Below are 24,636 nucleotides of genomic sequence, written 5' to 3' on the forward strand. Positions count from 1 at the left end.
CGCCCATTACTTGTTCTCATTGATGTAATTCAGGGCGGCGTCCTTTTCACGCATGTCGGTGTCCAGACCCTTGCCTTCCTTGTAGCGATCGAGAATATCGTTCACTTCAGGCGGCAGATAATCTGACTGATTCCACTCTTCCAGAATCGGCACATCGGTATTGGGCATCAGGTTCACGCCACGGTCCTGCTGTTGCAGCTGCAGGGCGCGGAAGTAGTTGTACTTGCGACCGGCAATGCCTTCCATGGTGATACCGTCACGGATGATGGTGGGCTTGATAAACACCATCAGATTTTTCTTTTTCTTGCCGCTGGAAGAGGACTTGAACAAGTGGCCCAGCAGCGGAATGTCGCCGAGGATTGGCACCTTCTGCACGCTTTCCTGCACTTCTTCGTTGATAAGACCACCCAGCACTACAATCTGGCCTGAATCGGCCATCACAGTGGTGGTCAAACGGCGGGTAGCAAAGGTCACGTCAACACCGGTTTTACCATTGATACCAGATACTTCCTGCTCAATGGCCAGCTTAACTGCGTTACCTTCGTTGATCTGCGGCGTGACTTTAAGCTTCACGCCCACTTCCTTACGCTCTACGGTCTGGAACGGGTTGGAGTTACCGTTGCTGGAGTTCTGAGAGCCGGTGAGGATAGGCACTTCGTCACCCACGATAAACGCAGCTTCCTGGTTATCCAGAGTGGTGATGGACGGCGTAGCCAGCACGTTGGAGTTGGTGTCAGAGGACACGGCCTGAATAAGGGCACCAAAGTCGCCCATGGCCACGCCCCATGCCATACCGTTCACCTTGCCCAGCGCCTGAGCCAGCAGGGTGATATCGCCTTGTTTCTCAGGGTTTTCTGTACAGGTGCCGTTTTCAGAACACACCTTGGTTCCTTCTACCGGACGGGCCTGCCAGATACCGGCGCCAATCTCACCTATGGTGGGACCAAGGTTGTTGAACTGGGTGCCACCACCGGATTCGGTCGCCCACTGCACGCCAAAGCCCACGTCATCGCCTTCGGCTACTTCCACGATAATGGCTTCTACCAGTACCTGGGCACGGCGGATATCGAGCTGATTGATGACGCTCTCGAGGGTGCGCATCTGATCCGGCTCGGCACTTATTACCAAGGCATTGGTATCGGTGTGAGCCATGATGTTGATTTGGTTGCGACGCTTGCCGGGTGCCTGCTGGGCGCCGTCTTTGTCGGCTTCCAGCTTCTGGGCAAAGCCGGTGAGCACTTCCACCAGATCTTCGGCCTTGGCATAACGCAGGTAACGTACCTTGGTGTTGCCGGTGCTGGCCTGCTCAGCGTCGAGACGTTTCACCAGCTCCACTACCCGCTGGCGGCTCTTCTCATCGCCGCTGATCACCACGGCGTTGATGCGCTCATCCGCCACGACTTTCGGGGCCTGTCCGGGCAGTTGAGCCTGGTTGGCAGAAGCACGGTAAAGGGTATCGATAATCCGCACCATTTCAGAGGCAGAAGCGTGCTGCAGCGGCACCACAAGCACTTCGGTGTCGCCCTGCTTATCGACGCGCTTGACGATTTCCACCAGCTTGTTGACCACGGCGGCGCGGCCGGTGAGCATCAACACGTTGGACGGATCGTAGTTAACCACGTTGCCGCCACCGGCGTTATCGTTCAGCTGACGCAGCAGCGGTGCCAGTTGCTTGGCCTCTGAGTTGTACAGCGGCACTATGCGGGTCACCAGCTCGTCACCCAGGCCTGGAGCTGAGTCGTCGGCTACACGGATGTTGGAGGTTTTGGCATCCTTGTCCTTGATGACCTTGAGCACGCCATTTTCCATTTCCACCACGGCGTAACCATACACCTGCAGCACGTTCAGGAAGAACTGGAAGTATTGGTCTTCGGTGAGGTTATCGTAGCTTCTGACGTTAATCTTGCCGCGAATGGTGGGGTCGACAATGATAGTCTTGTTCAAACGCTTACCAACTGTGTTGATAAACTCCTGAATTTCGGCGTTTTTGAAACTTGGCGCCAGCTGTTCGTCGGCCGCGGATACCATCACAGGCGAAAGCAATACTGTACCGGCCATCAGGCTGGCAATCAGTTTGCGTCGGAATCCTTTGTTGTTCATCTAATTCTTATCCCCTAAATCTTGTGCTTATTGCGGCAAACTGAACATGATTTCAACCAGCTGACCTTCGCGCTCTACCATCACTGAAATTTCAGTGAGTTCGGACAGCTGCCCCATCAGCTCCAACGCCTGGGTGCTGACGGTCAAATCGTAACCGTTGATGGATTTGGCCAGATCGCCGGGCTTGAGGCCTGCCTGTTTGAACAGCCCGGGATCTTTGCCCGGTTGCAGACGATAGCCCGCCAGCTCTTCGCCACGGGTTACCGGAGAAATGGAAATGTAATCGGTGATCTTACTGGGGTCGGCCAGCAATTCATCACGGGAAGAAGACAATTCGGCGCCCACCTCGTCGCCACGCATATCGATACGGCGCACGTCCTCGTCGCGTTCGCGGCGGCTGTTACTGGCGGGAACAGAAGGAGAGTTGGTGTAAGGCACGCCATCGAGCATCAGGGTCTCGTAGCGGCCGGCGTTGGTGATGATCACCCGGTCGGCGTACACCTCTTTCAAAGACGCCGAGGTGCCTTTGATTTTTTCACCCAACTCGTAGGTTTCCTGGTTGCCACCGGATTCGATGATAGCCAGACCTTTCTGCTCGGCGGTGGAGGCCACAATGCCGGTCAGTACGATGGAAAGCGAAGTTTTAGGCGCGTCGGTAATGACTTCCTGAACCGGCTGTTCCTTGGGTTTGCTGTCGGCTTTGCCAAACAGCGACAGAGACTTGAGTCCGTCCAAATCCACGCTGCCACTGCCGCCTCCGGTGTTTACCGGGCTTGGGCGCCAGGCAACAGCCTCAGACTGCACAGGTACCAATCGCCAGCTGATCTCGGCCGCCAAATAACAGCAAACCGCGAACCCCAACCAAAAGGTAAGCCTACTCAGTGGTTTATGCGGTATGCTTCCTGCCCGTGCAATCACTTTATCCAATAAATCCATAATTTACGGACCCTCTTAACAGGTCTCTGTTCTGATTAGAATATTTTAGAAAAACCTGCATCATGCTAACCCAGCCATAACACGGCAACAACCCCATAACAGCGGTGCCTGTGGCGATTTTTAGCCATTTATGCTAACTTTGCGCGCCCGAAAAGGGTGTGAGGCAAGCCGCTAAATCGGTTTTTATGCGGCTGGATCAAGGCTGTGGCTTTCCAAGCTGTGATCCCATCCCTAATGTTGCAAAAATTTGCATAGGTGGAGCACGCGTGGATCAGAAGCACCAACCCCCACAATCCGTTCGTTTGGACAAATGGCTTTGGGCCGCCCGTTTTTACAAGACTCGGGCACTGGCCAAAGAGATGATTAACGGCGGTAAAGTACATTACAACGGGGCCCGCACCAAATCCAGCAAGAATGCGGAAGTGGGCGCCGTTCTTAAGATACGTCAGGGATATGACGAAAAAGAGGTGGTGATAGTGAAATTGTCGGAACAACGACAAAATGCCAGCATCGCCCAAACTTTGTATCAGGAAACGCCCGAGAGTGAGCGCAAGCGCGCCGACAACGCCGAGGCCAGACGCCTGAACATACTGAACAATCCGTCACCGGATACCAAGCCCGACAAGAAGCAGCGACGCGAACTCTTAAAGGCCAAATCCGGCGACTATTAATTTGGCCTGACGCCGATACCGAATAGAAGACAGCAAGATGAACAAAGACACTTTATACAGATACCTGTTTGAAAACGCCGATGTACGCGGTGAGCTGGTACAGCTGGCCGACGCCTATCAGTCAGTGGTCAATGCCCACGAATACCCACAGGTACTGCGCCGTTTCCTCGGCGAGCTGATGGCTGCCACCTCGCTGCTGACCGCCACCCTCAAATTCAGCGGTGATATCGCAGTGCAGGTTCAGGGCAACGGCCCTGTGTCACTGGCGGTAATCAACGGCAACAACCACCAGCAACTGCGCGGTGTGGCGCGCTGGGATGGCGAACTGGCTGACGATGCGAGCCTTGGCGACCTGTTTGGTCAGGGTTATATCGTTATCACCCTGACGCCGGACGAAGGCGAGCGTTATCAGGGCGTAGTGGCACTGGATAAGCCAACGCTGGCCGAGTGTATTCAGGACTACTTCCAGCAGTCTGAACAGCTGCCCACGGGTATTTGGCTGTTTGCCGATGGCGAACGTGCCGCCGGTATCTTCCTGCAGGTACTGCCAAGCGAAGAAGACCACAACGCCGAGTACGAGCACCTGACTACCCTCACCGCCACCATCAAGCAGGAAGAACTGCTGCAGCTGCCGGCCGAGGAAGTGCTGCACCGCCTCTACCACGAGGAAGAAGTGCGCCTGTTCGACCCTGTGGAAGTCAGCTTTAAATGCACTTGCTCCCGCGAGCGCAGCGCCGCCGCCATTCGCAGCATCGAGAAAGCCGAAATCCTCGAAATCATGGCCGAACAGGGCCAAATCGAGATGGGCTGCGAATACTGCAACAGCCAATACCGTTTCGATTCCATCGACATCGAAGCCCTGTACGCCAATGGCTCCCTGACAGACTCAGGCACCGCAAAACAGTGACCGCGATCACAGCCATAAAACGGACGCCAGGGTGCGTCCGTTTTTTTTGACGAATTTTCAGATCCGGCTCACACATTGCAATCCGCTTAAGTTACAATCAGCGCGGGCGCCAGACCCGATAAATCAAGGCGCACCACAAACCGGCAACACAGATCGGTACCATAAATAGAAAACCTCTTAGAATTTGGAGACCTTACCTATGGCGGATGGAATCAACCGCGTACACCGTAATCCCTCAACTGCCGAGCTGGTAGAACTGGCACTCGCCAGAGGTGAAGGAGAGCTGACCGCCAATGGCGCCCTGGTTGCCAAGACCGGAGCCCGCACTGGCCGTTCTCCCAACGACCGCTTCATCGTCAAAGAGGCCGGTTCAGAAGCTGATATCGAATGGGGTGCAGTTAACAAGCCCTTCGCAGCCGACGCCTTCAACGCCCTGTGGGATCGCGTTGAAACTTATCTGGCCGACAAAGAAGTGTTCGTATCCGATCTGGAAGTGGGCGCCGACCCTGAGCACTACCTGCCTGTTACCGTAACCACCGAATATGCCTGGCATCAGCTGTTTGCCCGTAACCTGTTCATCATTCCCGAAACCTTCAACAAGGCCGGTAAAGATGTGTGGCAAATCATGAACGCCCCGGGCTTCGTGTGTGAACCAGAGCGTGACGGCACTGCCTCTGAGGCTACTGTTATCATCAACTTCGCTGAGCGCAAGGTACTGCTTGCCGGTCTGAAATATGCCGGTGAGATGAAGAAGTCCATGTTCTCGGTACAGAACTTCCTGCTGCCTGCCAAGGGCGTGCTGCCAATGCACTGCTCTGCCAACGTGGGCAAAGAGGGTGACACCACCCTGTTCTTCGGCCTGTCCGGCACCGGCAAGACTACCCTGTCAGCCGATCCCAAGCGCTTCCTCATCGGTGACGATGAGCACGGCTGGGCCCCGGGCAGCGTATTCAACATCGAAGGCGGCTGCTACGCCAAGTGTATCGACCTGAGCCAGAAGAACGAGCCGGTGATTTGGGATGCCATCCGCTTCGGCACCGTGCTGGAAAACGTAGTACTGGACGCCAATCGCGTACCTGACTACAAAGATTCCAGCCTGACCGAAAACACCCGCGCGGCCTACCCGCTGGAGCACATCGCCCAGCGCCAGGAAGCCAACCGTGGCGGCGAGCCGCGCGCTGTGGTGTTCCTGACCTGTGACGTATCCGGCGTACTGCCTCCTGTGTCCAAGCTGACCAAGGAACAGGCCGCTTACCACTTCCTGTCTGGCTACACCGCCAAAGTAGGTTCGACTGAAATGGGCTCAACATCTGCCATCCAGTCCACCTTCTCTACCTGTTTCGGCGCGCCTTTCTTCCCACGTCCTGCTGGCGTATACGCCGAGCTGCTGATGAAGCGCATCGAAGCCTTCAACAGCAAGGTCTATCTGGTTAACACCGGCTGGACCGGCGGTCCTTACGGTGTGGGCAAGCGTTTCGACATCCCGACCACTCGCGCTATTGTTGATGCTATCGTCAGCGGCGAGCTGGCCGACGTGGAAACCGTACACCTGGACAAGCTGAACCTGGACGTGCCTGTGGCCGTACCCGGCGTAGACTCTGCCCTGCTGAACCCGGTAAACACCTGGGGCGACAAGGCCAAGTACGACGAATACGCCCAGAAGCTGGCCGAAGAATTCCAGGCTAACTTCGCCAAGTATCAGGTACCTGATTCCATCAAGAACGCCGGCCCAAAAGCCTAAGCAATTCCTGATGTAAAAAACGGCTCCTTCGGGGGCCGTTTTTGTTGGCTGCGATTCACTGAAACCCGTGGCAAGCAGCGGTTGTCCGTGCTTATCCAATGTTATTGATAGCTTTCAATAAACGAGATTGGCTCACCGGCCAGGAAGTAACAACCGATGCAAACTACCTCAGAAAACCACCGTTTCGATGTGTTTGGCCAAACCATGTCGGTCAGCCGGGTGGCGGGGCAATGGCAGCTGTTTTTTGAGTCCAGCACCGGCATGAAACGCCGGGTATTCGATGTGGCGATCCCTCCCGAACTCACGGCCGCAGAACTGGCAGTCTATCTCGATGATATCTTCCACGAGCGCGCCAGCGCCAAGTCCCCCCGGGTGGTCCCATCGGCTGACTCCAAATTGTGAGCCAGATCAACGAAATATCCCTGTAGCAACAATGTCATGGTAAAAGGCTGGACAAGTGGGCGCTATGGTGCAAAAAATGGTCAATATAAGCCTTAAGCAGTAGAAGGATAATAACAAGTTTCAGCCAAGTAGCCGGGGGGTATCAAGATGGCATTTAAACGCTATGCATCCGAACATGAAGAAGCCAAGGTCGATATGACCCCAATGCTCGACATCATATTTATCATGTTGATTTTCTTCATTGTTACCACATCCTTTGTGAAACCCATGGGTATTGATTACAACAAGCCAGAGAATGCCCAAAAGTCCAAAAACAAGGGCGACAATATTCTTATCACAGTCAATAAATCCGGGGTGGTGACAATGGAGGGCCGCTTGGTCGACATGGAAAGGATTACCGCCAATGTTGAGCGCAAACTCGCTGAAACCCCAGGGGCGGCAGTGCTGATTCAGGCCGAGGGCGAGACTCTTCACGGCACTGTGGTGGGGGTAATGGACAGGGTGAAAACCGCCGGCGTTGCCAAAATCTCGGTGACCCAATCGGACGAATAGATCCGAACTGGCCTGCGGTTTTCACAGCGCAATAAAAATGGCTCCCGAAGGAGCCATTTTTTGTAGCTATCTGCGGCGGTTGAACACGGCGGCGACAATATCTCCCCAGCGCGGTTCCTTGCCGTACATGCGAATGCCAAGCTCGAACACCCGCGCCGAGGCCCTGGACATCCACACTACGAACGCCGTAAGCAGCACCAGCGAGCCCAGCCACTCCCACCAGGGCACGTCCGAGCTCATCACCCGCAGCGGCATGGCGCCAAAGGAAGTCAGCGGCAGCCAGCTCAGGATCTGCATCGCCTGACCCTCGGCGTTATCCATCACCACAAACACAGAGCCTATTAACAAACTCGGCAACAACATCACCACGGTGCGTCCGGAATGGTTGGGGTCGTCAATGGTGGCGGTAAAGCCTGCGAGGAAGGTGTTGAGCAGGAGCACCCCCATAATGAGAAACCCGAGCATGCACAGGATATCGCCGATGCCCAGCGGAATACTGAGCGATGCCTTACCGGCGATGATGCTTACGCCCTGGATCACCAGAAAGGCTATCACCCCGTAAGTCACAATGGTTTTCAGCGAGAACAGCGACACGCCGATGATTTTGCCATCGATCCACTCCCGCGGGGACACCAGCGTCAGCAGCTGCTCGGTTACCCTCTGCTGTTTTTCGCCGGTAATGGCGGTGAACATCAGTCCGAAACTGGCAAAGAAGCCGGTCATCAAAACCCCCAGAAACACCATGCCAACGATGCGTTTGAGTTTGCGCGCCTGCTCTTCTTCTGCACTCTCGCGGGTAAAGCTGATGGCAACCTCAGGCAAGGTATCGATAATCTGTTGCTGCTCGGCCGATAAAGGCAAGGCGGCAATCAATTGTTGCTGATGCCAGCGCTGCAGCTGCGGCGTCAGCTTTTCAAGCCAACTGGTGGACTTCTCCCCCACCAGCTCAAGCTTGCCTTCGTGGGTCATCAGCAGCAGATCCCAGTCTTTGCCAAGCGCCTGTGTTACCTGCTGCGCCGTATCGGCTGGAACCCGGGTAAACTGATATCCGGCAATGCTCGGCAGCGCCTCACCCACCACGGCAACCCGATAGTCCTTGTCTATCCAGCCTTTAATTTGTGGCCAGGCCGACATGCCCATAAAGATCACCAACATCACAGCTATGCTGGCAAGTTCCTGTTTCCATTTGAGGAAACGTTTGAATTCAAATACAGCAATCTTCCAGCGGATCATACGGCTTCCTCCACTTCCCTGTTATTGCCGCCCACAGCCCTGAGATACAACTCATGCAGATTCGGTTGCACCGGCGCGAAGCTCACCAACTCGCCAAGGGCAGCCAGATCATTCAAAAATTGCTGCAAGCTGGCATCCCTGGTCTTGGTCAGCGACCAGTGTCCCTCGGCCGCAATTGCGGTATCTACCGTCGACAGCGCCTGCAAATCCGCGAGCTCAGGCACTGGGTTCAGGGCGACCTGATAACCATCTCCCGGCGACAACTGCGCCATCACTTCTGCCAGGCTGCCGCTTGCCACTGGCTTGCCATGGTTAATCAGCAGCATACGGTCGGCGAGACGCTCCACCAGCGCCATCTGATGGGCGCTGAGCACTATGCTCTTGCCCGCCGCTCTAAGCTCAGCCAGCACAGATACCACCAGTTCCTGATTCACAGGATCCAGCCCGGAGAAAGGTTCATCGAGGATCAGCAGTTCGGGTTCGTGTAACAGGCAAGCAATCAGCTGCACCTTTTGCTGATTGCCCTTGGAGAGTTGGCTGAGTTTGTCGCCACGCTTTTCGGCCAGCCCAAAGCGCTCGGTCCACAGCGCAATCTGACTGTCGATGCGCGCCTTGGGCAGACCACGCAGCTCGCCGATGTAATTCAGGTTTTGGGTAACAGTACGGTCCTGATACAGGCCGCGGTCTTCCGGCAGATAGCCGTAATCTTCTCTGGGCAAGCGCGACAGGGGCTTGCCGCCCTGGCTTATCACCAGCTCACCATTGTCAGGACGGGTCAGCCCCACCAACATACGGATCAGCGACGACTTACCCGCACCATTTGGCCCAAGCAGCGCCAATATCTGGCCGCCTTCCACCTGCAGGCTCACGCCATCCACCGCCTTGACCGTGCTGTAACTCTTTTCAAGCCGGTTTGCCCGAATATGAATCATACCACCTCCCTATGTCGCTCCAGCGCAACCTTATGCCCGGAGTCATGTCATAATATGTCATCAATCCCGGTAAAATAAACACATCAATTACAATTGATTACACTTAATACTCTATTAAGAAATATCGCCTTTGGCGGTGTTGTTGCCGTCAGCCAAACCCCTGGCGTGGCCGGTTTCCCCCTTGCGCACCGGCGGTAATTGCGAAAAGATAGGCCTTTGATTTTCAACGCCGCAAAAGGCCCCAGCATGCAGCTTTCCCTCACAAAATCCCGCCTTGCCCTGCTTGGCATCGCTCTCACCGCCGCTATGCCAGCCCTCGGCGGCGCCGTGAAAAACGTCACCTTCGTCAACGACCCGATTCTGCCCCCGATTCAGCCATGGCAGGGTGCCAGTGAGTCGCTGCTGCAAGACCCAAAGCAAAGCTGGGCAACCCCGTTTGAGCAAAGTGGCGGCATCGAAAGCCCTGACTACCAAACCACCATGGCCTGGCTCGACAAGCTGGTGAGCCACAGCAAATATCTGTCCAAGGTGAGCCTGGGCAAGAGTCCACAGGGGCGGGATATCTGGATGATTGTTGCCAGCAAAGAAGGCCTGGCGACGCCGGATGCACTGGCGGGTACCGGTAAACCCAGCGTGCTGGTGCAGGCCGGGATCCACTCAGGTGAAATCGATGGCAAAGATGCCGGCATGATGCTGCTGCGCGATATAGAACATGGCGGCAAGAGCGAACTGCTGGAGTCGGCCAACCTGTTGTTTGTGCCTATTTTCAGCGTGGATGCCCATGAAAGGGCCAGCAAGTACAACCGGGTGAACCAACGCGGACCTGTGACCATGGGTTGGCGTACCAACGCCCGTAACCTGAACCTGAACCGCGACTACGCCAAGGCCGACACCAAAGAAATGCAACTCATGCTGGCGGCCATCAACAGCTGGAACCCCAGCCTCTATATCGATGTGCATGTGACCGACGGCATCGACTATCAATACGATGTGACCTTTGGTTATAACCTCAAGCAAGGCCTGAGTCCCGCCAGTTTTGCCTGGCTCGATGGCAGCTACCGTCCCGCCATTGAAGCGGCGCTGAGCGCTGCCGGTCATGTGCCCGGCCCACTGGTATTTGCGCTGGACAATGCTGACATCCGTAAAGGCATGTCGCTGTGGAACGCCTCGCCACGCTTCTCCAACGGCTACGGCGATGCCCGCCACCTGCCCACCATCTTGATAGAAAACCACAGTCTCAAGCCCTACAAGCAGCGGGTGCTGGGCACCTATGTAATGCTGGAGCAAACCCTGAAAACCGTTGGCGAACAGGCCACTGCCCTGAAAACCGCCATCATGGAAGACAGCTTTCGTTACCCAGCACAGGTTACCCTCACCTGGAAGGAAGAAACCCAGGCCAGCGGCTGGGCCTTCAAGGGCATCGGCTACAGCGTAGAAAAGAGCCCCATTTCCGGTGCCGATGTGGTGCGCTGGAATGGCGAGCCTGTCACCTACGAGCAGCTGCCGGTAATAGGCAACACTGCGGCGGACATCAGTGTCAGCCGCCCCGAGGCCTATTACATTCTGCCCCAGTGGCAGGAAGCCATCGACAAGCTGGCGCTGCATGGTATTCGCTTCGAGCGCCTGCAAAAAGCCACCAAACTCAAGCTTGGCCGTTACAGCTTCAGCAATCCCGAATTTGGCGCCAAAGACTACGAAGGTCGTCAACGGGTGAAAGCAGACACAGTGCTAACTACCGTGGAAACCATGCTGCCGGTTGGCACGGTAAAGGTCAGCACTGAACAGGCGCTTGGGGATCTGGCCATTTTGCTGCTGGAGCCTCAGTCACCGGACTCCCTGCTGCAATGGGGCTTGTTCAACCCCATCTTTACCCGCACCGAGTATATGGAGCAGTACGCAGTAGAACCCATGGCCGCCGGGATGCTGGCTAAAGATCCGGCGCTGAAAAAGGCCTTTAACGAGGCGTTAAAGGATGAAGCCTTTGCCGCCGATCCGGCAGCACGTTTGCGCTGGTTCTACGAGCGCAGCCCCTACTACGACGCCGAATACCTCAAGTACCCCGTGTATCGCAGCAACTGAGCCGCGTGAATCCATGAATGAAAAAGCCGGGCACATGCCCGGCTTTGTTATTCCTGAATGGTTTGTAACGGCTTACTGGCCTTTGGTGGTCAGGTCAACCAGATGTACGCTCACTGACGCCACGCCAGCATCGGCGTCAATGGCCGCAGCCAAAGCCAGCAGTTCAGCGCTGGCCGGAGCTTTGACCACAGCAAACTTGCCGTAGGTGTTCAGCACGGACACACCAAAGTTGGCCGCCAGGCCCTCGGCCGAGGCACCTTCAAGACGCACCACCAGTTCACCGCTGGCCTGGAACGACTTAAAACCGGTTTCATCCAGCAGCTGCTCGCCACTGAACAGCACTCCGGCGTTACCCACCTTCAAAAAGCGCTCGCCATTGACGCTGATGCCAAAAGCGGCTTCAGCTGGCACCGCAGCCAGTTCGGCATGGGCCAGCTCGGACACCGTTGGCAGATCGTCCGCCGCCATCAAACTACCGGCAAACAAACCGGCGCACAGGATCATCATGTGTTTCATAGGCTCTCTCCTCAGTGGCCGAAAATACGCAGTGACCAGTCACGCACCACGCCTGGCTCGGCGTTGTTGACTGTATTCAGCTTCAGCAGCTGACGGGTTTGGGTGTTGAAGGCCACAGTTTCACTGGTGCCCGCATCTGTATCCCTCACCCGCAGAGTCCAGACCCCGGCGGCCTGTTCGCCATAGAAGTGGTTGCTGAGCAGCACACCCTCTTCAATATTTTCACCAATAAAGCCCACGCGCGGATTCATCAGTACGCTGCGGGTGCCGGAAGGTGACACCAGCTCAATCGCCAGATCGCGCAGACGGCTGTGGTCGATATTGAGTTTCACCTGCACAGCTTCCACTGTTAGGTTTTGCTCGATATTCAGCTCGCTGGTTACGCCCTCAAGGGTCGCATCGGGGATCTGAACATTGGCAGCCACAAGGCTCCATGGGGTAACAACTTGTTCAGGCAGGTTTTGCACCCCGCCAAACAGCACCTTCCACACGGCAGCATCCACATCCACCGAACCGAAGCCATAGAAGTTATGGAACGAATAACCAGCGGCATTGCGTTGCCAGCCAGGCAGGGCATCGTAGCTTGCTACAGTGCCATCGGCCTGGGTGAAGCTCAGCATGATGGGCTCAATATCGGCATCGTTTTGACGGGCCGTTTGTGCGAGAACATGACGCACGGTGCGTGCATCCAGGGCGTGGTTGGCTGACATCACCACAGCGGCAGCGCCTGAGGCATTTGGCGCCGCAGAGGAAGTGCCGTTCATGGTGGCGGTGTAGTTACACACAGGGTCAAGCTCGCTGCCACCGTTGAGGCGGTTGCTCGACGTGCCAGCGCGGTTCATGCCCTTGTCGCAGCCCTGAATGTCAGTGGTGACTATGGCCGGCGCATCTGTGCCATATTCACCGCCCGGCGCAGCGACCCACACGTTGGAACCCACAGACGAGTAAGACGAGCGCTTACCTTCGGCGTTGGTGGCCGACACCACCATGTTCCAGTAGTTGATGTTCTCGTGGGACAGGTTGGCGCTGTGGAACGGTAACCCATGGTTGTTGTAATACAGGCCGTCTTCACGTGGCAGGATAAGCCAGGCACCCACGCGGTAGGTGCCGTAGCTGTTACCGGCTGATTTCACGAACAAAGAGCCCTGACCACGCTGACTGTCGTTGGTTACGTCGGCCATGGCGCTGTCTTTGGCCAGCAGCGAAGGATTGGCCTCGTAGTCATAGGGGAATGGCTTAAGCAGGGTTGAGCCGTAACTCTGGTTATAGATGCGGGCGTCGGTAAAGCGGTTCAGCTCACGCTTGCCGTTTTCGGCAGTGCGGCCGTGGGATAAAAACCAGCTCTGCTCGCTCTGGGCATCCAGATAGTTAAAGCCAATCAGGTTAGCAAGGGGGGCCACGCCGCGGCCACCCAGGCCATTGGCTTCCACCGCCGCAATAATGCCAGCCACGGCAGTACCGTGCCCATGGCCGTCGGTAGGGTAACCAGAGCCATCCAACAGGTTGATTGAGCCAGGCACCACATTGGCGCGCAGGTCCTCATGGTCAATCTCAACCCCTGAGTCGATTACCGCCACGGTAATGCCACGGCCCTTGATCCCCATGGCATGGGCAAAGTCCACATCCAAATCTTCACCGGCAACACCGGTCAGCGGCGAATAGCCATCCTGCCCGGTATTCTTCAGGTGCCACTGCTGTGGGGTAAAGGGGTCGCCGCCAAACAGCGGGTATTGCCACTGATCCGGGTTGGCCTGGGCAGTCCCTGCCATGGCCAACGAGATGCTGATGATGAGTCGATTTAACTTCATCGTGATTCCTTCTGTTGTCATTATTTTTGTGTTGCAAATGTTGTATTTGCAGCTCAAATGTACGGTTTTGTTATTTCCCATCCATACGTTAATCGCCTCGATTATTTCTTTTGGCTATAACAAGTCAAATAAGCACCCGAACGGCCCTGCAGCGCGCCTGCGAGCGATAAAAAAACACACTGGGAATACACAGGGAAAACAGCACAAATCACTGATAAGTAATTTCGAGAGCAGGCTATCGAACCAGGCAAAATGACAGCGGTGTCATTTAATTGCTTTACAGCACAACCACTCGTAACAAGGCGGTACGCCGTACTGGTAGGATGAGCTAGCGAGGAATTGGTAAGGCTCAGAAATCACAGAAAAATCAGCAAGCCGAAACCGGCTGCAACTTTTGATTGAATCAGCCTTACCACTATGCAAGCAACCGGGCTAACGGTCGCCATATAAGAAACCAGGCTCATAGGAGCCATGTAAGAAAGCAGGGCGCGGATATCCGGGCACAGCTGCCGCTGATGGCTTTTGTTGTATGACCTCGTCGGGATCACAGCGCTGGCCATGAAAAAGCCGCCCACTGGCGGCTTTGTAAAGACACTGAACAGCAGGAAATATCAGTGGGCAGAGCTCAGCTCCGCCGGTGTCAGCATCAGATCGTCATACACGAAAAAGCCTTCGCTGCTCGCCGACTGCCACCAATGTTGCCACACGCCGGAGGCCCGCTCTTCCACCAGCTCGGCATGGGATAAGGGCTTCACCATGCTGCCAGCCGACATCAGCAAACCATAGGGAGTACGCCTTTTTATCATCTGTGGCACCAGCTTGTTGGGACTATCAAGCCCCATTCCACCGAGTAGTTCATAGAAAGCATGCAAGGTATTGTGGTGAAAATTCTTCACCCGTTCGCTCTTCACTTCCACGTCCACGGCTTTCCCCCGCACCGGATCCTGGGTGGCAATGCCCGTGGGGCACATATTGGTGTTACAGTGGCGCGACTGAATGCAGCCCAGCGCCAGCATCATGGTACGGGCGGCGTTGACAGTATCGGCACCCAGTGCCAACTTGGACAGCAGATCGAATGCCGAGGCGGTTTTACCCGAGGCTATAACGCGGATTTTGTCTCTGAGCCCCAAACCTATCAGGGCGTTATTGACGAAATACACCCCTTCGAGGCACGCCATACCCATGCGGTTGGTGAACTCCACCGGTGCAGCCCCCGTGCCGCCTTCGGCGCCATCAACTGTAATAAAGTCAGGCAAGATGCCGGTTTCCAGCATGGCTTTGCCGATTGCCAGAAACTCCGCCGGATTACCGATACACAGCTTAAAGCCAACCGGTTTGCCGCCGGACAATTGCCGCAGCTCTTTCACAAACCCAAGCAGCGCTTTGGGCGTTGCGCATTTTGGGTGCACAGCAGGTGAAACACAGTCTCTGTCCTGGGGAATAAGCCGGATGCGGGCGATTTCATCGGTTATTTTGGCCTTGGGCAGCACGCCGCCATGGCCGGGCTTGGCCCCCTGAGACAGCTTGATTTCAATCATTCTGACCTGGGGCAGCTTTGCCTGTCTGGCAAAGGCCTCGGCATCAAACTCCCCTTCGTGGGTGCGACAACCAAACAGGCCCGAGCCTATCTGCCACACCAGATCGCCACCGTGTTCAAGGTGATGATCGCTCACCCCGCCTTCGCCGGTGTTATGCCAAAAGCCGCCTTTTTTGGCACCCAAATTGAGCGCCTGAATGGCATTGGACGACAGCGAACCAAAGCTCATGGCGGAGATATTCAGCCGCGAAGCGCTATAGGGCTGGGTGCAATCATCGCCGCCAAAGCTGACCCGCTTGCTGTCTTCTTTTACTTCACAGGGGCTGAGCGAGTGCCACAGACTCAGGTAGTTTTCCGACAGCAGATCCCGCTGGGTGCCGAAGGCGATGGTGTCGCGCACGCCCTTGGAGCGCTGATAAACCAGTGAACGCTCCTCACGATTAAAAGGCTTTTCTTCGGTATCGCTGGCAATAAAGTACTGCTGGATCTCCACTCGAAACGACTCCAGCCCATAGCGGATATAGGCCACCACGGGATAAAGGCGGTTAAGACTGTGGCGGGAGAAAAACAGGTCGTAAAAACCTATCAGGGTGTAAGTCGCCGTTAAGGCAAGAAAAATCCAGGCAATAACACCCGGGTGCTGGCTTACAAGCCAAATGGCCAGTGCGTTCCCCACTACCGCCACCAAGTAGTACACCTTCTGCATAATCGTCATCGAGCAATTCCTTGAGCGTGCCGACACAGAGTCGGAACATCCTGTTAAATCCCAAAGGTATTATTGGGTTAAAAATCATGCTACTTGCATCTGGCGCAACAGAAAAGCCCCGAAATCACCCCGGGGCCAGGCATTTTGTCACCATACGTCGGCAAGCGCTTCAAACCCCTCGGGTGGAATCGCGCTTTGCCGCCAATAGCGACCACCGTCCATGGTGCGGCCCAGCAGCGATTTATTCACCAGTTCCCGGCGGATTAGAGGGTGATCCCCGAAGCCGATGAAAGGTTTGAGCAAGGCGTTTACTTCGGCCTCTGTGTATTCAACCCCATAGCGGAAACGACACCAGAAAAACCACAGGCTTTGTTGTTGCAGCGCAAACCGCGTCGGCCATTGGCGCAGCACAAAGGCTTCATCCATAAAGGGCCTGAGTTTGGCAGGAATGGCGACATCCAACCGGCTTGGGGTTGGTGGCGCCGCTGCTACCGCAAAGGAATCGGGCTCAGCAACTGGTAATGTTGAATTGTCCTGCTCGGCTTTAAACTGCTGAAAATTTTGATAACCATTGGCGCGGGCAAGCAGGTTTAACATTTCCACATGGGTTGGGAACTGCTCACAGGCCATCAGTTGCTTACGAAGGGATTTGGCCAAAGCCGAGATATCGGCGGCCAGAAAAGGCATTGGGTGTTTCATGACTGTACCTCGCACAGGCGCGCCCGCCTTGGGGTGTCAGTGATCGCCGGCTTCCAACGGGGCACGCGAATGTGTCGGTACCAATATGATGAGAGGGCAGGTTTAGCTCAGCTTGCGCTGCGGCGATGCCTGGGTGAACTGCAGACCCTGACAGCATCATACCCCGGCAGGCACAGATGACAACCTCAGCTTTGCCATTTTGTCAAAAAGCACCTCAAGCCTTCGGCGCGCGTCTGCATCGACTGCGAAGCGGCGGGCGTTGGCGCTTGCCTGAGCAGGGCTTCAATGTGACGCCCTTCCAGCGCCTTGGCAAAATACCAACCCTGGATCAGATAGATACCCGAAGACAGTAACCAATCGAGATCATCCTGACTCTCCACCCCTTCCACCAGCAGCGCCACTCCCATGGAATCGGCGGTGCCCTTAATCAGCCTCAGCAGCGCGGCAATGTGCGGATTACCGGCCACCCCATGCACAAATTGACGATCCACCTTCAACAGGTTGCAGGCAATGGTTTTGAGGGTGCCGATATTGGACATGCCGGTACCAAAATCATCCACCGCGATATGAAAACCAATCTCCTGCAATCGCTCAATACGCTGACTGAGCACGCTGTCATCCAGGGGCACGCCGCTTTCGGTGATCTCCAGGGTGAAGTCGGCGGTTTTCAGGCCGTACCTTGTTGCCAGCTCGAACAATTTCACGTCCAGCAACTCGGTCTGCAAGGTGGTGCGGGAGATATTGACCGACATCTTCGGCAATGCCATCCCCTGACGTTGCCAGTGGCTGAGGTCACGACACACCTTCTCAAACATCAGCAAATCCAGCGCCGGAGTTTTGCCCATGGCTTCAATCTGGGTCAGCACCTGCCACACCGGGGTATCACTGTGCTCCGGGTTATGCCAGCGCAGCAGTGCCTCAAAGCCAAAAATGCCACCCGTGGCCATATCCACCTGCGGCTGATAATAGGGAGCAAAATGATTTTCGGCGCTGTCGGCATGCAGGCAGGCCTGCAGATCTTTCGACAACCTGTGGTTGGCCACGCCATCCTGATAGTGAATGTTTGACAGCCCCAGACGCTGCTTTTCCGAGGCCGCCAACTCAGCCAGCTCGGTCAGGGCGGCGGCGCAGGCAAAATCAGGTTCGGCGCTGGCAATACCCACGCTCACATTGACCGAAATCGTCACCCCGCTCTCGGTCACCGGCGCCTCAATGGCGTGCAATATCTGGCGCAGATCGGCCTTTTGGTAACTGCCGGCCCAGGCATAGGCAAAGTTACCGGCACCAAAATGCGCCAGCACACCGCCCTTGCACCATTGGCTGAGCCTTGAAGAGATGTGCCGGATAACGGCACCACGAAAATCCAGGCCGTAGGCGCTGGCAAGATGCCGCATCCGATGCACATGGATAAAGGCGGTACTGACTTTTTGCTGCGACTCATTCAGCAGCGCCTGGGTGCGGCGCAGGAAGCTTTTGCGGTTCGGCAACCCGGTCACCGGGCAGCGGTACATGTTCTGAATGGACTGATCCAGGTAGGCACCAAGGCACTTGAGAATGGCCTGCTTTTCTTCGTCCATTCGGTGCGGCTGGGTATCCATCATCCACAGGGTTCCGACCGGAAAGCCACGCCCGCCCTGAAAGGCGTAGGCGGCATAGAAGCGAATCGAGGGCGCCTGACTCACCAGCGGATTGTGACAAAACCGCGGATCTTCACTGGCATTTTCCACCACAAACAGGTCATCGTGGGCATCGATGGCCGCACCGCAAAATGCCCCCTGCCGTGGCAGACTTTCCGCCTCAATGCCGTGGTGTGCCTTGATCCACACGGTATTGGAGTCGACCAGACTCACACCGCTGATGGGCATACCACACAGCTTGGCCAACAGCTCAGACATGGACTGCAGCGGGGTTTCGTTGTCTTCAATGACGGTTTGCAGCAGTTCAAGATCCTTCACCCGCATGGACTCGGCAAGGGTGGAGCCAACATCCATTACATTCAGCTCGGTTTTGTTCATGGCGACGCGACCTTGAAACAGGGACGTCTGAAAAGTGTAGTTCAAAAGCATGAGTAGCAGCCTGCCGGGCGCTAAGGCATGGCTTACCAGACTTCAGCGGCGCGGGAGTCACAGGCCGCTGCTTGCGGCTAACTCACTGATAAATCGCCGGGCTTGGTCAAAGACACTGGGCTTGGTCAAAGACGCTGGGCTTGGTCAGTTGCCAGCAATTCATCTGCGCCCTGGTATTCGCCAATACTTCGACCAAAGTCATCCAATGCTGCCAGCACTGCCATAATCCTTGGCAATCCATACAGGCGGCGATGCACCTGAATAAACACCTCGCCCAGGTATTCCCTGTCCAGCGGCACCGGCAACAACACCAGAGACTTGAGCATCGGATGGCCCAAAATGCCGTCGAACAGCACCATGGCACCAAGGCCCTGCACACAGGCCGCCAGCTGCACGTTGAAATCATCGCTGCTGAACACTGGCTTGAAGCCAGGCACCATGCGATTGAGCTCGCGGTTAACCTGAAAATGGCCTTGATCGTCACTCCAGCAAATCAAATCCAGATCGTTAATTGTCGCCCCCACAGACAGCGAGGCGGCATAGCCGGCGCTGGCATAAAGCCCTGGCTTGCTGCGAAGCTTGCCCAGAGTCATTAGCCCCGGCTCAATCACCTGATGGGTGCGCAGGGCAATATCTGCCTCCCCGCGGGACAAATCCAGGGTCGCTGTGGTAGACAGCACTTCCAGCGTCAGCGCCGGGAAGCGCGCCTTTAACTGGCTGGCGAACTGGGTCAGCAGGGTCAGCGCAATACCGGGTGGCGCAGTCACCCGCACCTTGCCTGCTACCCGCTCCGCGGGACGGGCCAGACTGACCTCCGCATCCCGCGCCCACTGAGCCATTTGCGCCGCAGCCGGTAACAGACGCTCTCCTGCGGGTGCCAATTCACAGCCCTGTGGCTTACGCACAAACAGTGGCTCTCCCAACTGTCCTTCAAGCTCGGCAATGCGGCGGCTCAGGGTGGGCTGGCCCAGCCCCAAATGGCGCGCTGCCGCGCTGAAACTACCAAGTTCCGCCACCGCCACAAACAGACGAATATCTTCCCAGTTGAGTTTGCTGTTCATTGCATCTCTTACTCAGACAACTGTTATTCAAAAATGAATACACATATAGAAAATTAGCCAATTGTGGCTCACATCCATTCATGAAAGCATACCTAAAAGCTCACCAAGCCCTCAACTGAAGCGACAAATGATGAAGGAAACAAGATGAACAAACTCAGCCTGCCACGCCTGTTACTGCTCGCCGGCACATTGCTGGCGGTTATTCTGCTGGCGATGAACTGGGACACCCGCCAAACGGGCCACCCCAGCCAGCCGGCCAGTCTGGGTAAGCCCGTGTCGATGGCCGCCATGGAAGCCAGCCTCGCATCGCCCGGCAATATCGCCTTCACAATGCAGGTGAGCGCCGACTGGCAGGTGCCACTCAGCGGCCTGCTGAACTTAAATAGCGATGAGGCCAAAGCAGCAGGTCTGGTCGACAAGGACGAGCCTATCGAGGTGTATCTGTATGAATTTACCCATCCAACCCATGGCCGCTTTTTTATCGATACCGGCGTGGCAAAGGCGTTGCTGGACAATCCAGCCGACTATGGCGTGGGCTCGCTGCTGCACAGCGCCTTTGGCTTCGAAAACCTCAAGCTGCGTCGCAGCAGCGGTGAGCTGGCCGCAGGTGCGCCCCTTGCAGGAATTTTGCTGACCCACCTGCATCTGGACCATATCAGTGGCCTGCCGGAACTCGCCAAAGATATTCCCATCTATACCGGCACGCAGGAAGCCCACAGTCATGGGGTACTCAACCTCTTTACCCGCAATGCCGCCGATACTTTGCTGGCCGGCAGACCCGCGCTGAATGAATGGCGCTTCGATGAGCGAGGGGTAATAGACATATTTGGCGATGCCAGCGTATTTGCCCTCAAGGTACCCGGCCACACCGAAGGCAGCAGCGCCTATGTGCTCAATACCCGGAATGGCCCGGTATTGATTGTGGGCGACACCTGCCATACCGCCTGGGGTTGGCAGCATGGGGTAGAGCCGGGTGATTTCACCCAAAACCAGCCGCTGAACCGCCAAAGCCTGCTGGCGCTGAAGGCTCTCAGTGAGCGCCAACCGCAGATGCAGGTGTACCTTGGGCATCAGCGGTTGTGATAGTCACAAAAAAGCCCCTTGCGGGGCTGGATTGAGGGTTTCAGGGCGTTTCTCGCCCCGGGCCCAGCAAGGGGCAGGAGAAATAGGTATCCATGTCGTCCATCACGCCATCGCCGTTGGTATCTATCCACCAGCGGCCGCCCACATAGCCGTTGTCACCCGGGCCATATGCTGTGGTAGGGCCCATAGGGGCAGCCGGATCCAGCTGTTGATATCGGGCGTTGGGCCTAAATGGCAGTGGCGTGGTGGCAAAGGTATCGTAGTAAAGCCCTTGTCCTGACACATAAATGGTGCCCAGAGGTTTGCCGTTTCCACGGCCTTCGGCGAAGGCGCTTCCGGCAGCAGTACACAGCAGCAGGCCGGCGACAATCAGTTTGCTATTCATAAGATGTTCTCCCAGGTTGGTCAGAAAGGGCGACGACCTAAACACCCTGCATTTGGAAGATTGCGCTTAAAAGATCACTGAAGGGTCACGCACAGGTCACAGCGGCTTCACGGTGTGCCCAGGTATCTCGCCTGAAGGCAATTTGTAAGCCCAAACCCATGTCGATAGCGGCGATACCACTGATAAGACCACACACAGCATCCAACAAACTTTTGCCTGGAAGCGCAGTTAACGCGATGAAATAAATGAAAAATGAATTTGCATAGTACATGAAGCCATAAAAATCAATAAAACCAACATAAAGTTTCATTTGATTTCACTGAGAAAAAAATACAACGTAGGGCGTACGGCAATCTCTGAAGCAAGGCATCATGACTCAAACTCTGACCCTGTTTTATCTCGACGAGCAGCCCGTTTATGCCCTCCCCGGCGAAACGGTACTGGATGCGCTGATACGTCACGGCCATGAGATGGGCCATTCATGCACCCCGGGCAACTGCCAGGCATGCTTACTCAAACATCTGGATGGTCCGCTGCCTCCAGCAGGGCAAATTGGCCTGCCACCCACCCTGAAACAACAGGGCATGGTGCTGGCCTGTAATTGTCCGGCGCGGGCCAATATGCATCTGGTCAGCAATATCGAACAGCAGCTGTACCGGGCCAGGCTGGTGCGGCGTCACTCGCTGAACGATGACGTCAGCCGCTTTGTGTTTGCCGCGCCGCCGGGCTATGCCTTTCAGCCGGGCCAGTGCGTGTCGATTCGCAACCCAGCCGGGGTGAGCCGCAGCTATGCCATTGCCTCGGGCGACGATGCCAATTCGTTTTCGCTGCACATTCGCCGTAAACCCAATGGCCTGTTCAGCAGCTGGCTACATGAAATCCTCAGCCCCGGCGATGAGATCCAGCTGACCGAACCCTGGGGACGCTGCCGTTATCGCAGTGCCTATGGCCAGGATGAACTGCTGATTTTCGCCTTCGATACCGGCATTGGTGCGGCCGTGGCCATGGTGGAAGAGGCTCTGGCCCGTGGCCACGAAGCGGATATTTATTTGTACCACTGGGGCCGCAGCCGCGAGGATTTATACCTGCACAAGCCGCTGCTGGAACTGATGCTGCGGGAGCGGCGCTTTTATTATCAGGGGCTGATTTCCAATCAGGGCGATTGTGACCGTATCGACCATAAGCGGATCCAATTGCGGGAAGCCACCGAGGTTCTGGCGCAGAAAATCCGTGTCAGTCGCTGGCAACGGCTGTTCCTGTTTGGCGACCCGGGCATGGTGGCCAAAATGGCCATTACCCCAAGGCTCAGACTGCTGGGGATGGACCGGGTGCACAGGGTGTCCTTTGATTATCGGGACTTACGCCGACTACCCCGTTGATGGCCAGCGGCATCCGGCGCTGAGGATACAAACACCCTGGCCAACCTGACTGCCGCACCGGGTCAGACAAAGGTGCCTTTCTGCCCGGGCAGGCTCGATGGCTGCCCGGTTACTGCTATGCTTGGCGAAGCCGCTGGCACCCCTTTTTGTTGCGACATCGAACAGAAAGGCTGCCGGAAGCCGAGTACAAACCACTCCCAATGAACGGAATCATAAGGAGCCACCCGTGAATCACATCCATGAGTCCAACGTGCTCGATGCCCTGCATCAGGGCCGAAAAATCGACGCCATCAAGATGCTTCGCGCCAGTCGCGGCATTGGCCTGAAAGAAGCCGATGATTTAATACAGAATTATCTGGTTGAGCATCCCCATCTGAGCGCGCAGATGCAAAGCCCCTACAATACCCTGATTGCGATGGCAGTCCTGTTGGCCATGGTGTTGGGTGTCTGGTACTTCGGCTACGTGTTCTGATGCTTTTGGCCGCCTTGCTAAACAATAAGCCAATTTTAAAGCTATTTGGTTAGCAGGTTATCCAGATAAGTGCAGTCCATGGTGCCAAGGACGAGTCTGCTATACCAAAGGTAAATGTCCCGTCTTTACCAGGATAAGGGTTTCCTCATCCACGAAGGGATGATGCAGGCTCATATGGGGGCTGCGGATCCAACTCAAGGCAGGGTAACTGCCGTATTCATCCTTGAAGGTACCCCTGAGCACCAGAATCTCTTCCCCGCCGAAGTGACGATGGGGGATAAACACTTCACCCGCAGGCCAGAGCACCAGCGCGGTATGCTCGACATCGAAACTGTGCAGCGGCATCACTTTAAGACCGCCGTGACCAGCCAGCCACTCAGCCTTGCTGGTATCCATTCTCACGCTTACATCATCACCTTGGGCAAACTGGGCCAATTTCACAAACAGGGTACAGCCTTGCTCGCTGAAAGGCGCATGACTGCTGCCCAGCGGATTGCGGATATAAGTGCCCGGACCATAGTCACCGGTTTCATCGCTGAAGACCCCTTCAAGCACCAGAATTTCTTCGCCCTTTGGATGGCTGTGACGAGCAAAACGAGCCCCCGGCGCGTAACGCACCAAACTGGTTGCATGGCCGGACTCTGAGCCCTCTCTGGCAAGGGGCTTGCGCTCAACACCCGCCAATGGGCTTGGCTGCCAGGGTTGCTGGGCAGTGTCTATCACGACCCGCTTGGCGAAATCCATATTTAACATGCTAATCACCTCTCGGTGTTGGCAGTTGGCGGGCGGTAATCCCCCGCCAAACTGCAAATCAAGGTCGTGTTACAGGGATACTGCCGTCACCTTTACCGCATCCGCAATGGTGCGATAGTTCGGCGAGTACTGCTGTACAGAGGCCACAATCTCATCGTACTGTGCCTGAGTGCCTCTGCCCTTAACCTGAAAGTTAAACTTGAGTTCAGCAAATCCTATCTGCGCCTGCGGGTCTACGCCGAGGAAGCCACGCAAATCCAGATCCCCCCGTGATGGTCAGCTTCACCTCATCGAGTCGGATGCCATTGCTGGTCGCACCGGCAACAAAACCCACCATCATGCAGCCCGCCATGCCTCCCAGTAGATATTCCTGGGGAGTGGGATAACGGTTGTCACCCAGGAGTTGCTCCGGCTCACCCACATCGAAACGAAAATCCTTTTCGATGAGAGTATCACCCAGGCTTTGGTTAAGGGTGCGAATTTCACTGTGCACCCCTCCACGCCAGTGGGCCTCGATGCCGTAACTTGAGATGGCGTCAGCCGGTACCGCGGCGACCTGTTCCGTGTAGGCGGTCAGCGCCTCCAAATCTATGCCGTTCAATAGAGGTCTGCTCATCG

The 24,636-nt window shown here is 56.0% G+C and carries 23 protein-coding genes; 9 read left to right on the plus strand and 14 right to left on the minus strand.

Translation table 11 applies throughout. The features are described 5' to 3' along the window. Positions 1-6 precede the first annotated feature (6 nt). Together gspD and gspC are read right to left on the minus strand one after the other, a co-directional pair. Positions 7-2,100: a type II secretion system secretin GspD gene (gspD, locus tag MJ923_RS16890; protein ID WP_126169042.1), complete on the minus strand. Its 2,094-nt coding sequence runs from the start codon at positions 2,098-2,100 to the stop codon at positions 7-9. A 27-nt stretch (positions 2,101-2,127) separates the two neighbouring features. Continuing rightward, complete coding sequence (gene gspC, locus MJ923_RS16895) at positions 2,128-3,036, minus strand: type II secretion system protein GspC (protein ID WP_240592088.1); 909 nt, start codon at positions 3,034-3,036, stop codon at positions 2,128-2,130. Positions 3,037-3,302: 266 nt separating this feature from the next. Between gspC and hslR the strand changes: the two genes are divergently transcribed. The 5 genes from hslR (at position 3,303) to MJ923_RS16920 (ending at position 7,309) form a co-directional block, all read left to right on the plus strand. After that, on the plus strand, positions 3,303-3,707 hold the full coding sequence (gene hslR / locus MJ923_RS16900; protein WP_126169040.1) for a ribosome-associated heat shock protein Hsp15: 405 nt from the start codon (positions 3,303-3,305) through the stop codon (positions 3,705-3,707). Between the two features lie 37 nt (positions 3,708-3,744). Further along, entirely contained in the window at positions 3,745-4,614 is an 870-nt protein-coding gene (hslO, locus tag MJ923_RS16905; RefSeq protein ID WP_240592089.1) for an Hsp33 family molecular chaperone HslO, read from the plus strand. A gap of 199 nt (positions 4,615-4,813) precedes the next feature. Continuing rightward, complete coding sequence (locus MJ923_RS16910) at positions 4,814-6,355, plus strand: phosphoenolpyruvate carboxykinase (protein ID WP_240592090.1); 1,542 nt, start codon at positions 4,814-4,816, stop codon at positions 6,353-6,355. A 156-nt stretch (positions 6,356-6,511) separates the two neighbouring features. Continuing rightward, positions 6,512-6,757, plus strand: coding sequence for a DUF7661 family protein (locus MJ923_RS16915; protein ID WP_240592091.1), 246 nt, complete (start codon positions 6,512-6,514; stop codon positions 6,755-6,757). 147 nt (positions 6,758-6,904) lie between these two features. Beyond that, positions 6,905-7,309, plus strand: a complete 405-nt coding sequence (locus tag MJ923_RS16920; RefSeq protein ID WP_240592092.1) for an ExbD/TolR family protein — start codon at positions 6,905-6,907, stop codon at positions 7,307-7,309. A 66-nt stretch (positions 7,310-7,375) separates the two neighbouring features. Here MJ923_RS16920 and MJ923_RS16925 read toward each other — a convergent pair whose 3' ends face one another. Continuing rightward, on the minus strand, positions 7,376-8,542 hold the full coding sequence (locus MJ923_RS16925) for an ABC transporter permease (protein ID WP_240592093.1): 1,167 nt from the start codon (positions 8,540-8,542) through the stop codon (positions 7,376-7,378). Then, positions 8,539-9,474 (minus strand): ABC transporter ATP-binding protein, encoded by a 936-nt coding sequence (locus MJ923_RS16930; RefSeq protein WP_240592094.1) that lies wholly within the window; start codon positions 9,472-9,474, stop codon positions 8,539-8,541. The genes MJ923_RS16925 and MJ923_RS16930 overlap by 4 nt, the downstream gene beginning before the upstream one ends. Before the next feature lie 306 nt (positions 9,475-9,780). Between MJ923_RS16930 and MJ923_RS16935 the strand changes: the two genes are divergently transcribed. Beyond that, positions 9,781-11,553 (plus strand): M14 family metallopeptidase, encoded by a 1,773-nt coding sequence (locus MJ923_RS16935; protein WP_240592223.1) that lies wholly within the window; start codon positions 9,781-9,783, stop codon positions 11,551-11,553. Positions 11,554-11,625: 72 nt separating this feature from the next. Here the strand turns inward: MJ923_RS16935 and MJ923_RS16940 are convergent, their stop codons facing one another. The 6 genes from MJ923_RS16940 to MJ923_RS16965 form a co-directional block, all read right to left on the minus strand. Beyond that, positions 11,626-12,069: a hypothetical protein gene (locus MJ923_RS16940; RefSeq protein ID WP_240592095.1), complete on the minus strand. Its 444-nt coding sequence runs from the start codon at positions 12,067-12,069 to the stop codon at positions 11,626-11,628. 11 nt (positions 12,070-12,080) lie between these two features. Beyond that, positions 12,081-13,877, minus strand: coding sequence for a S8 family peptidase (locus MJ923_RS16945; RefSeq protein ID WP_240592096.1), 1,797 nt, complete (start codon positions 13,875-13,877; stop codon positions 12,081-12,083). Between the two features lie 611 nt (positions 13,878-14,488). Then, a complete protein-coding gene (locus MJ923_RS16950; protein ID WP_240592097.1) occupies positions 14,489-16,129 on the minus strand; it encodes an FMN-binding glutamate synthase family protein in 1,641 nt (546 codons plus the stop codon). A 138-nt stretch (positions 16,130-16,267) separates the two neighbouring features. Continuing rightward, a complete protein-coding gene (locus MJ923_RS16955; RefSeq protein ID WP_240592098.1) occupies positions 16,268-16,819 on the minus strand; it encodes a DUF2087 domain-containing protein in 552 nt (183 codons plus the stop codon). A 185-nt stretch (positions 16,820-17,004) separates the two neighbouring features. Continuing rightward, positions 17,005-18,834 (minus strand): sensor domain-containing diguanylate cyclase, encoded by a 1,830-nt coding sequence (locus tag MJ923_RS16960; protein WP_240592099.1) that lies wholly within the window; start codon positions 18,832-18,834, stop codon positions 17,005-17,007. A gap of 176 nt (positions 18,835-19,010) precedes the next feature. Then, on the minus strand, positions 19,011-19,946 hold the full coding sequence (locus tag MJ923_RS16965; RefSeq protein WP_240592100.1) for a LysR family transcriptional regulator: 936 nt from the start codon (positions 19,944-19,946) through the stop codon (positions 19,011-19,013). A 144-nt stretch (positions 19,947-20,090) separates the two neighbouring features. On the opposite strand from MJ923_RS16965, the gene MJ923_RS16970 reads away from it, so the two are divergent. After that, a complete protein-coding gene (locus MJ923_RS16970) occupies positions 20,091-21,029 on the plus strand; it encodes an MBL fold metallo-hydrolase (protein ID WP_240592101.1) in 939 nt (312 codons plus the stop codon). Between the two features lie 40 nt (positions 21,030-21,069). Here the strand turns inward: MJ923_RS16970 and MJ923_RS16975 are convergent, their stop codons facing one another. Together MJ923_RS16975 and MJ923_RS16980 are read right to left on the minus strand one after the other, a co-directional pair. Then, positions 21,070-21,414, minus strand: coding sequence for a hypothetical protein (locus tag MJ923_RS16975; protein WP_240592102.1), 345 nt, complete (start codon positions 21,412-21,414; stop codon positions 21,070-21,072). 85 nt (positions 21,415-21,499) lie between these two features. Further along, entirely contained in the window at positions 21,500-21,724 is a 225-nt protein-coding gene (locus MJ923_RS16980; RefSeq protein WP_240592103.1) for a hypothetical protein, read from the minus strand. A gap of 61 nt (positions 21,725-21,785) precedes the next feature. On the opposite strand from MJ923_RS16980, the gene MJ923_RS16985 reads away from it, so the two are divergent. Beyond that, entirely contained in the window at positions 21,786-22,793 is a 1,008-nt protein-coding gene (locus MJ923_RS16985) for a 2Fe-2S iron-sulfur cluster binding domain-containing protein (protein ID WP_126169023.1), read from the plus strand. Between the two features lie 226 nt (positions 22,794-23,019). Then, positions 23,020-23,265: a hypothetical protein gene (locus tag MJ923_RS16990; RefSeq protein WP_240592104.1), complete on the plus strand. Its 246-nt coding sequence runs from the start codon at positions 23,020-23,022 to the stop codon at positions 23,263-23,265. Between the two features lie 99 nt (positions 23,266-23,364). Here the strand turns inward: MJ923_RS16990 and MJ923_RS16995 are convergent, their stop codons facing one another. After that, positions 23,365-24,018 (minus strand): cupin domain-containing protein, encoded by a 654-nt coding sequence (locus MJ923_RS16995; protein ID WP_240592105.1) that lies wholly within the window; start codon positions 24,016-24,018, stop codon positions 23,365-23,367. A gap of 205 nt (positions 24,019-24,223) precedes the next feature. Next, a complete protein-coding gene (locus MJ923_RS17000) occupies positions 24,224-24,634 on the minus strand; it encodes an OsmC family protein (protein ID WP_240592106.1) in 411 nt (136 codons plus the stop codon). Positions 24,635-24,636: the final 2 nt, after the last annotated feature.

Origin of the sequence: Shewanella zhuhaiensis (assembly GCF_022484835.1) — a bacterium.
Taxonomy (GTDB): Bacteria; Pseudomonadota; Gammaproteobacteria; order Enterobacterales; family Shewanellaceae; genus Shewanella; species Shewanella khirikhana.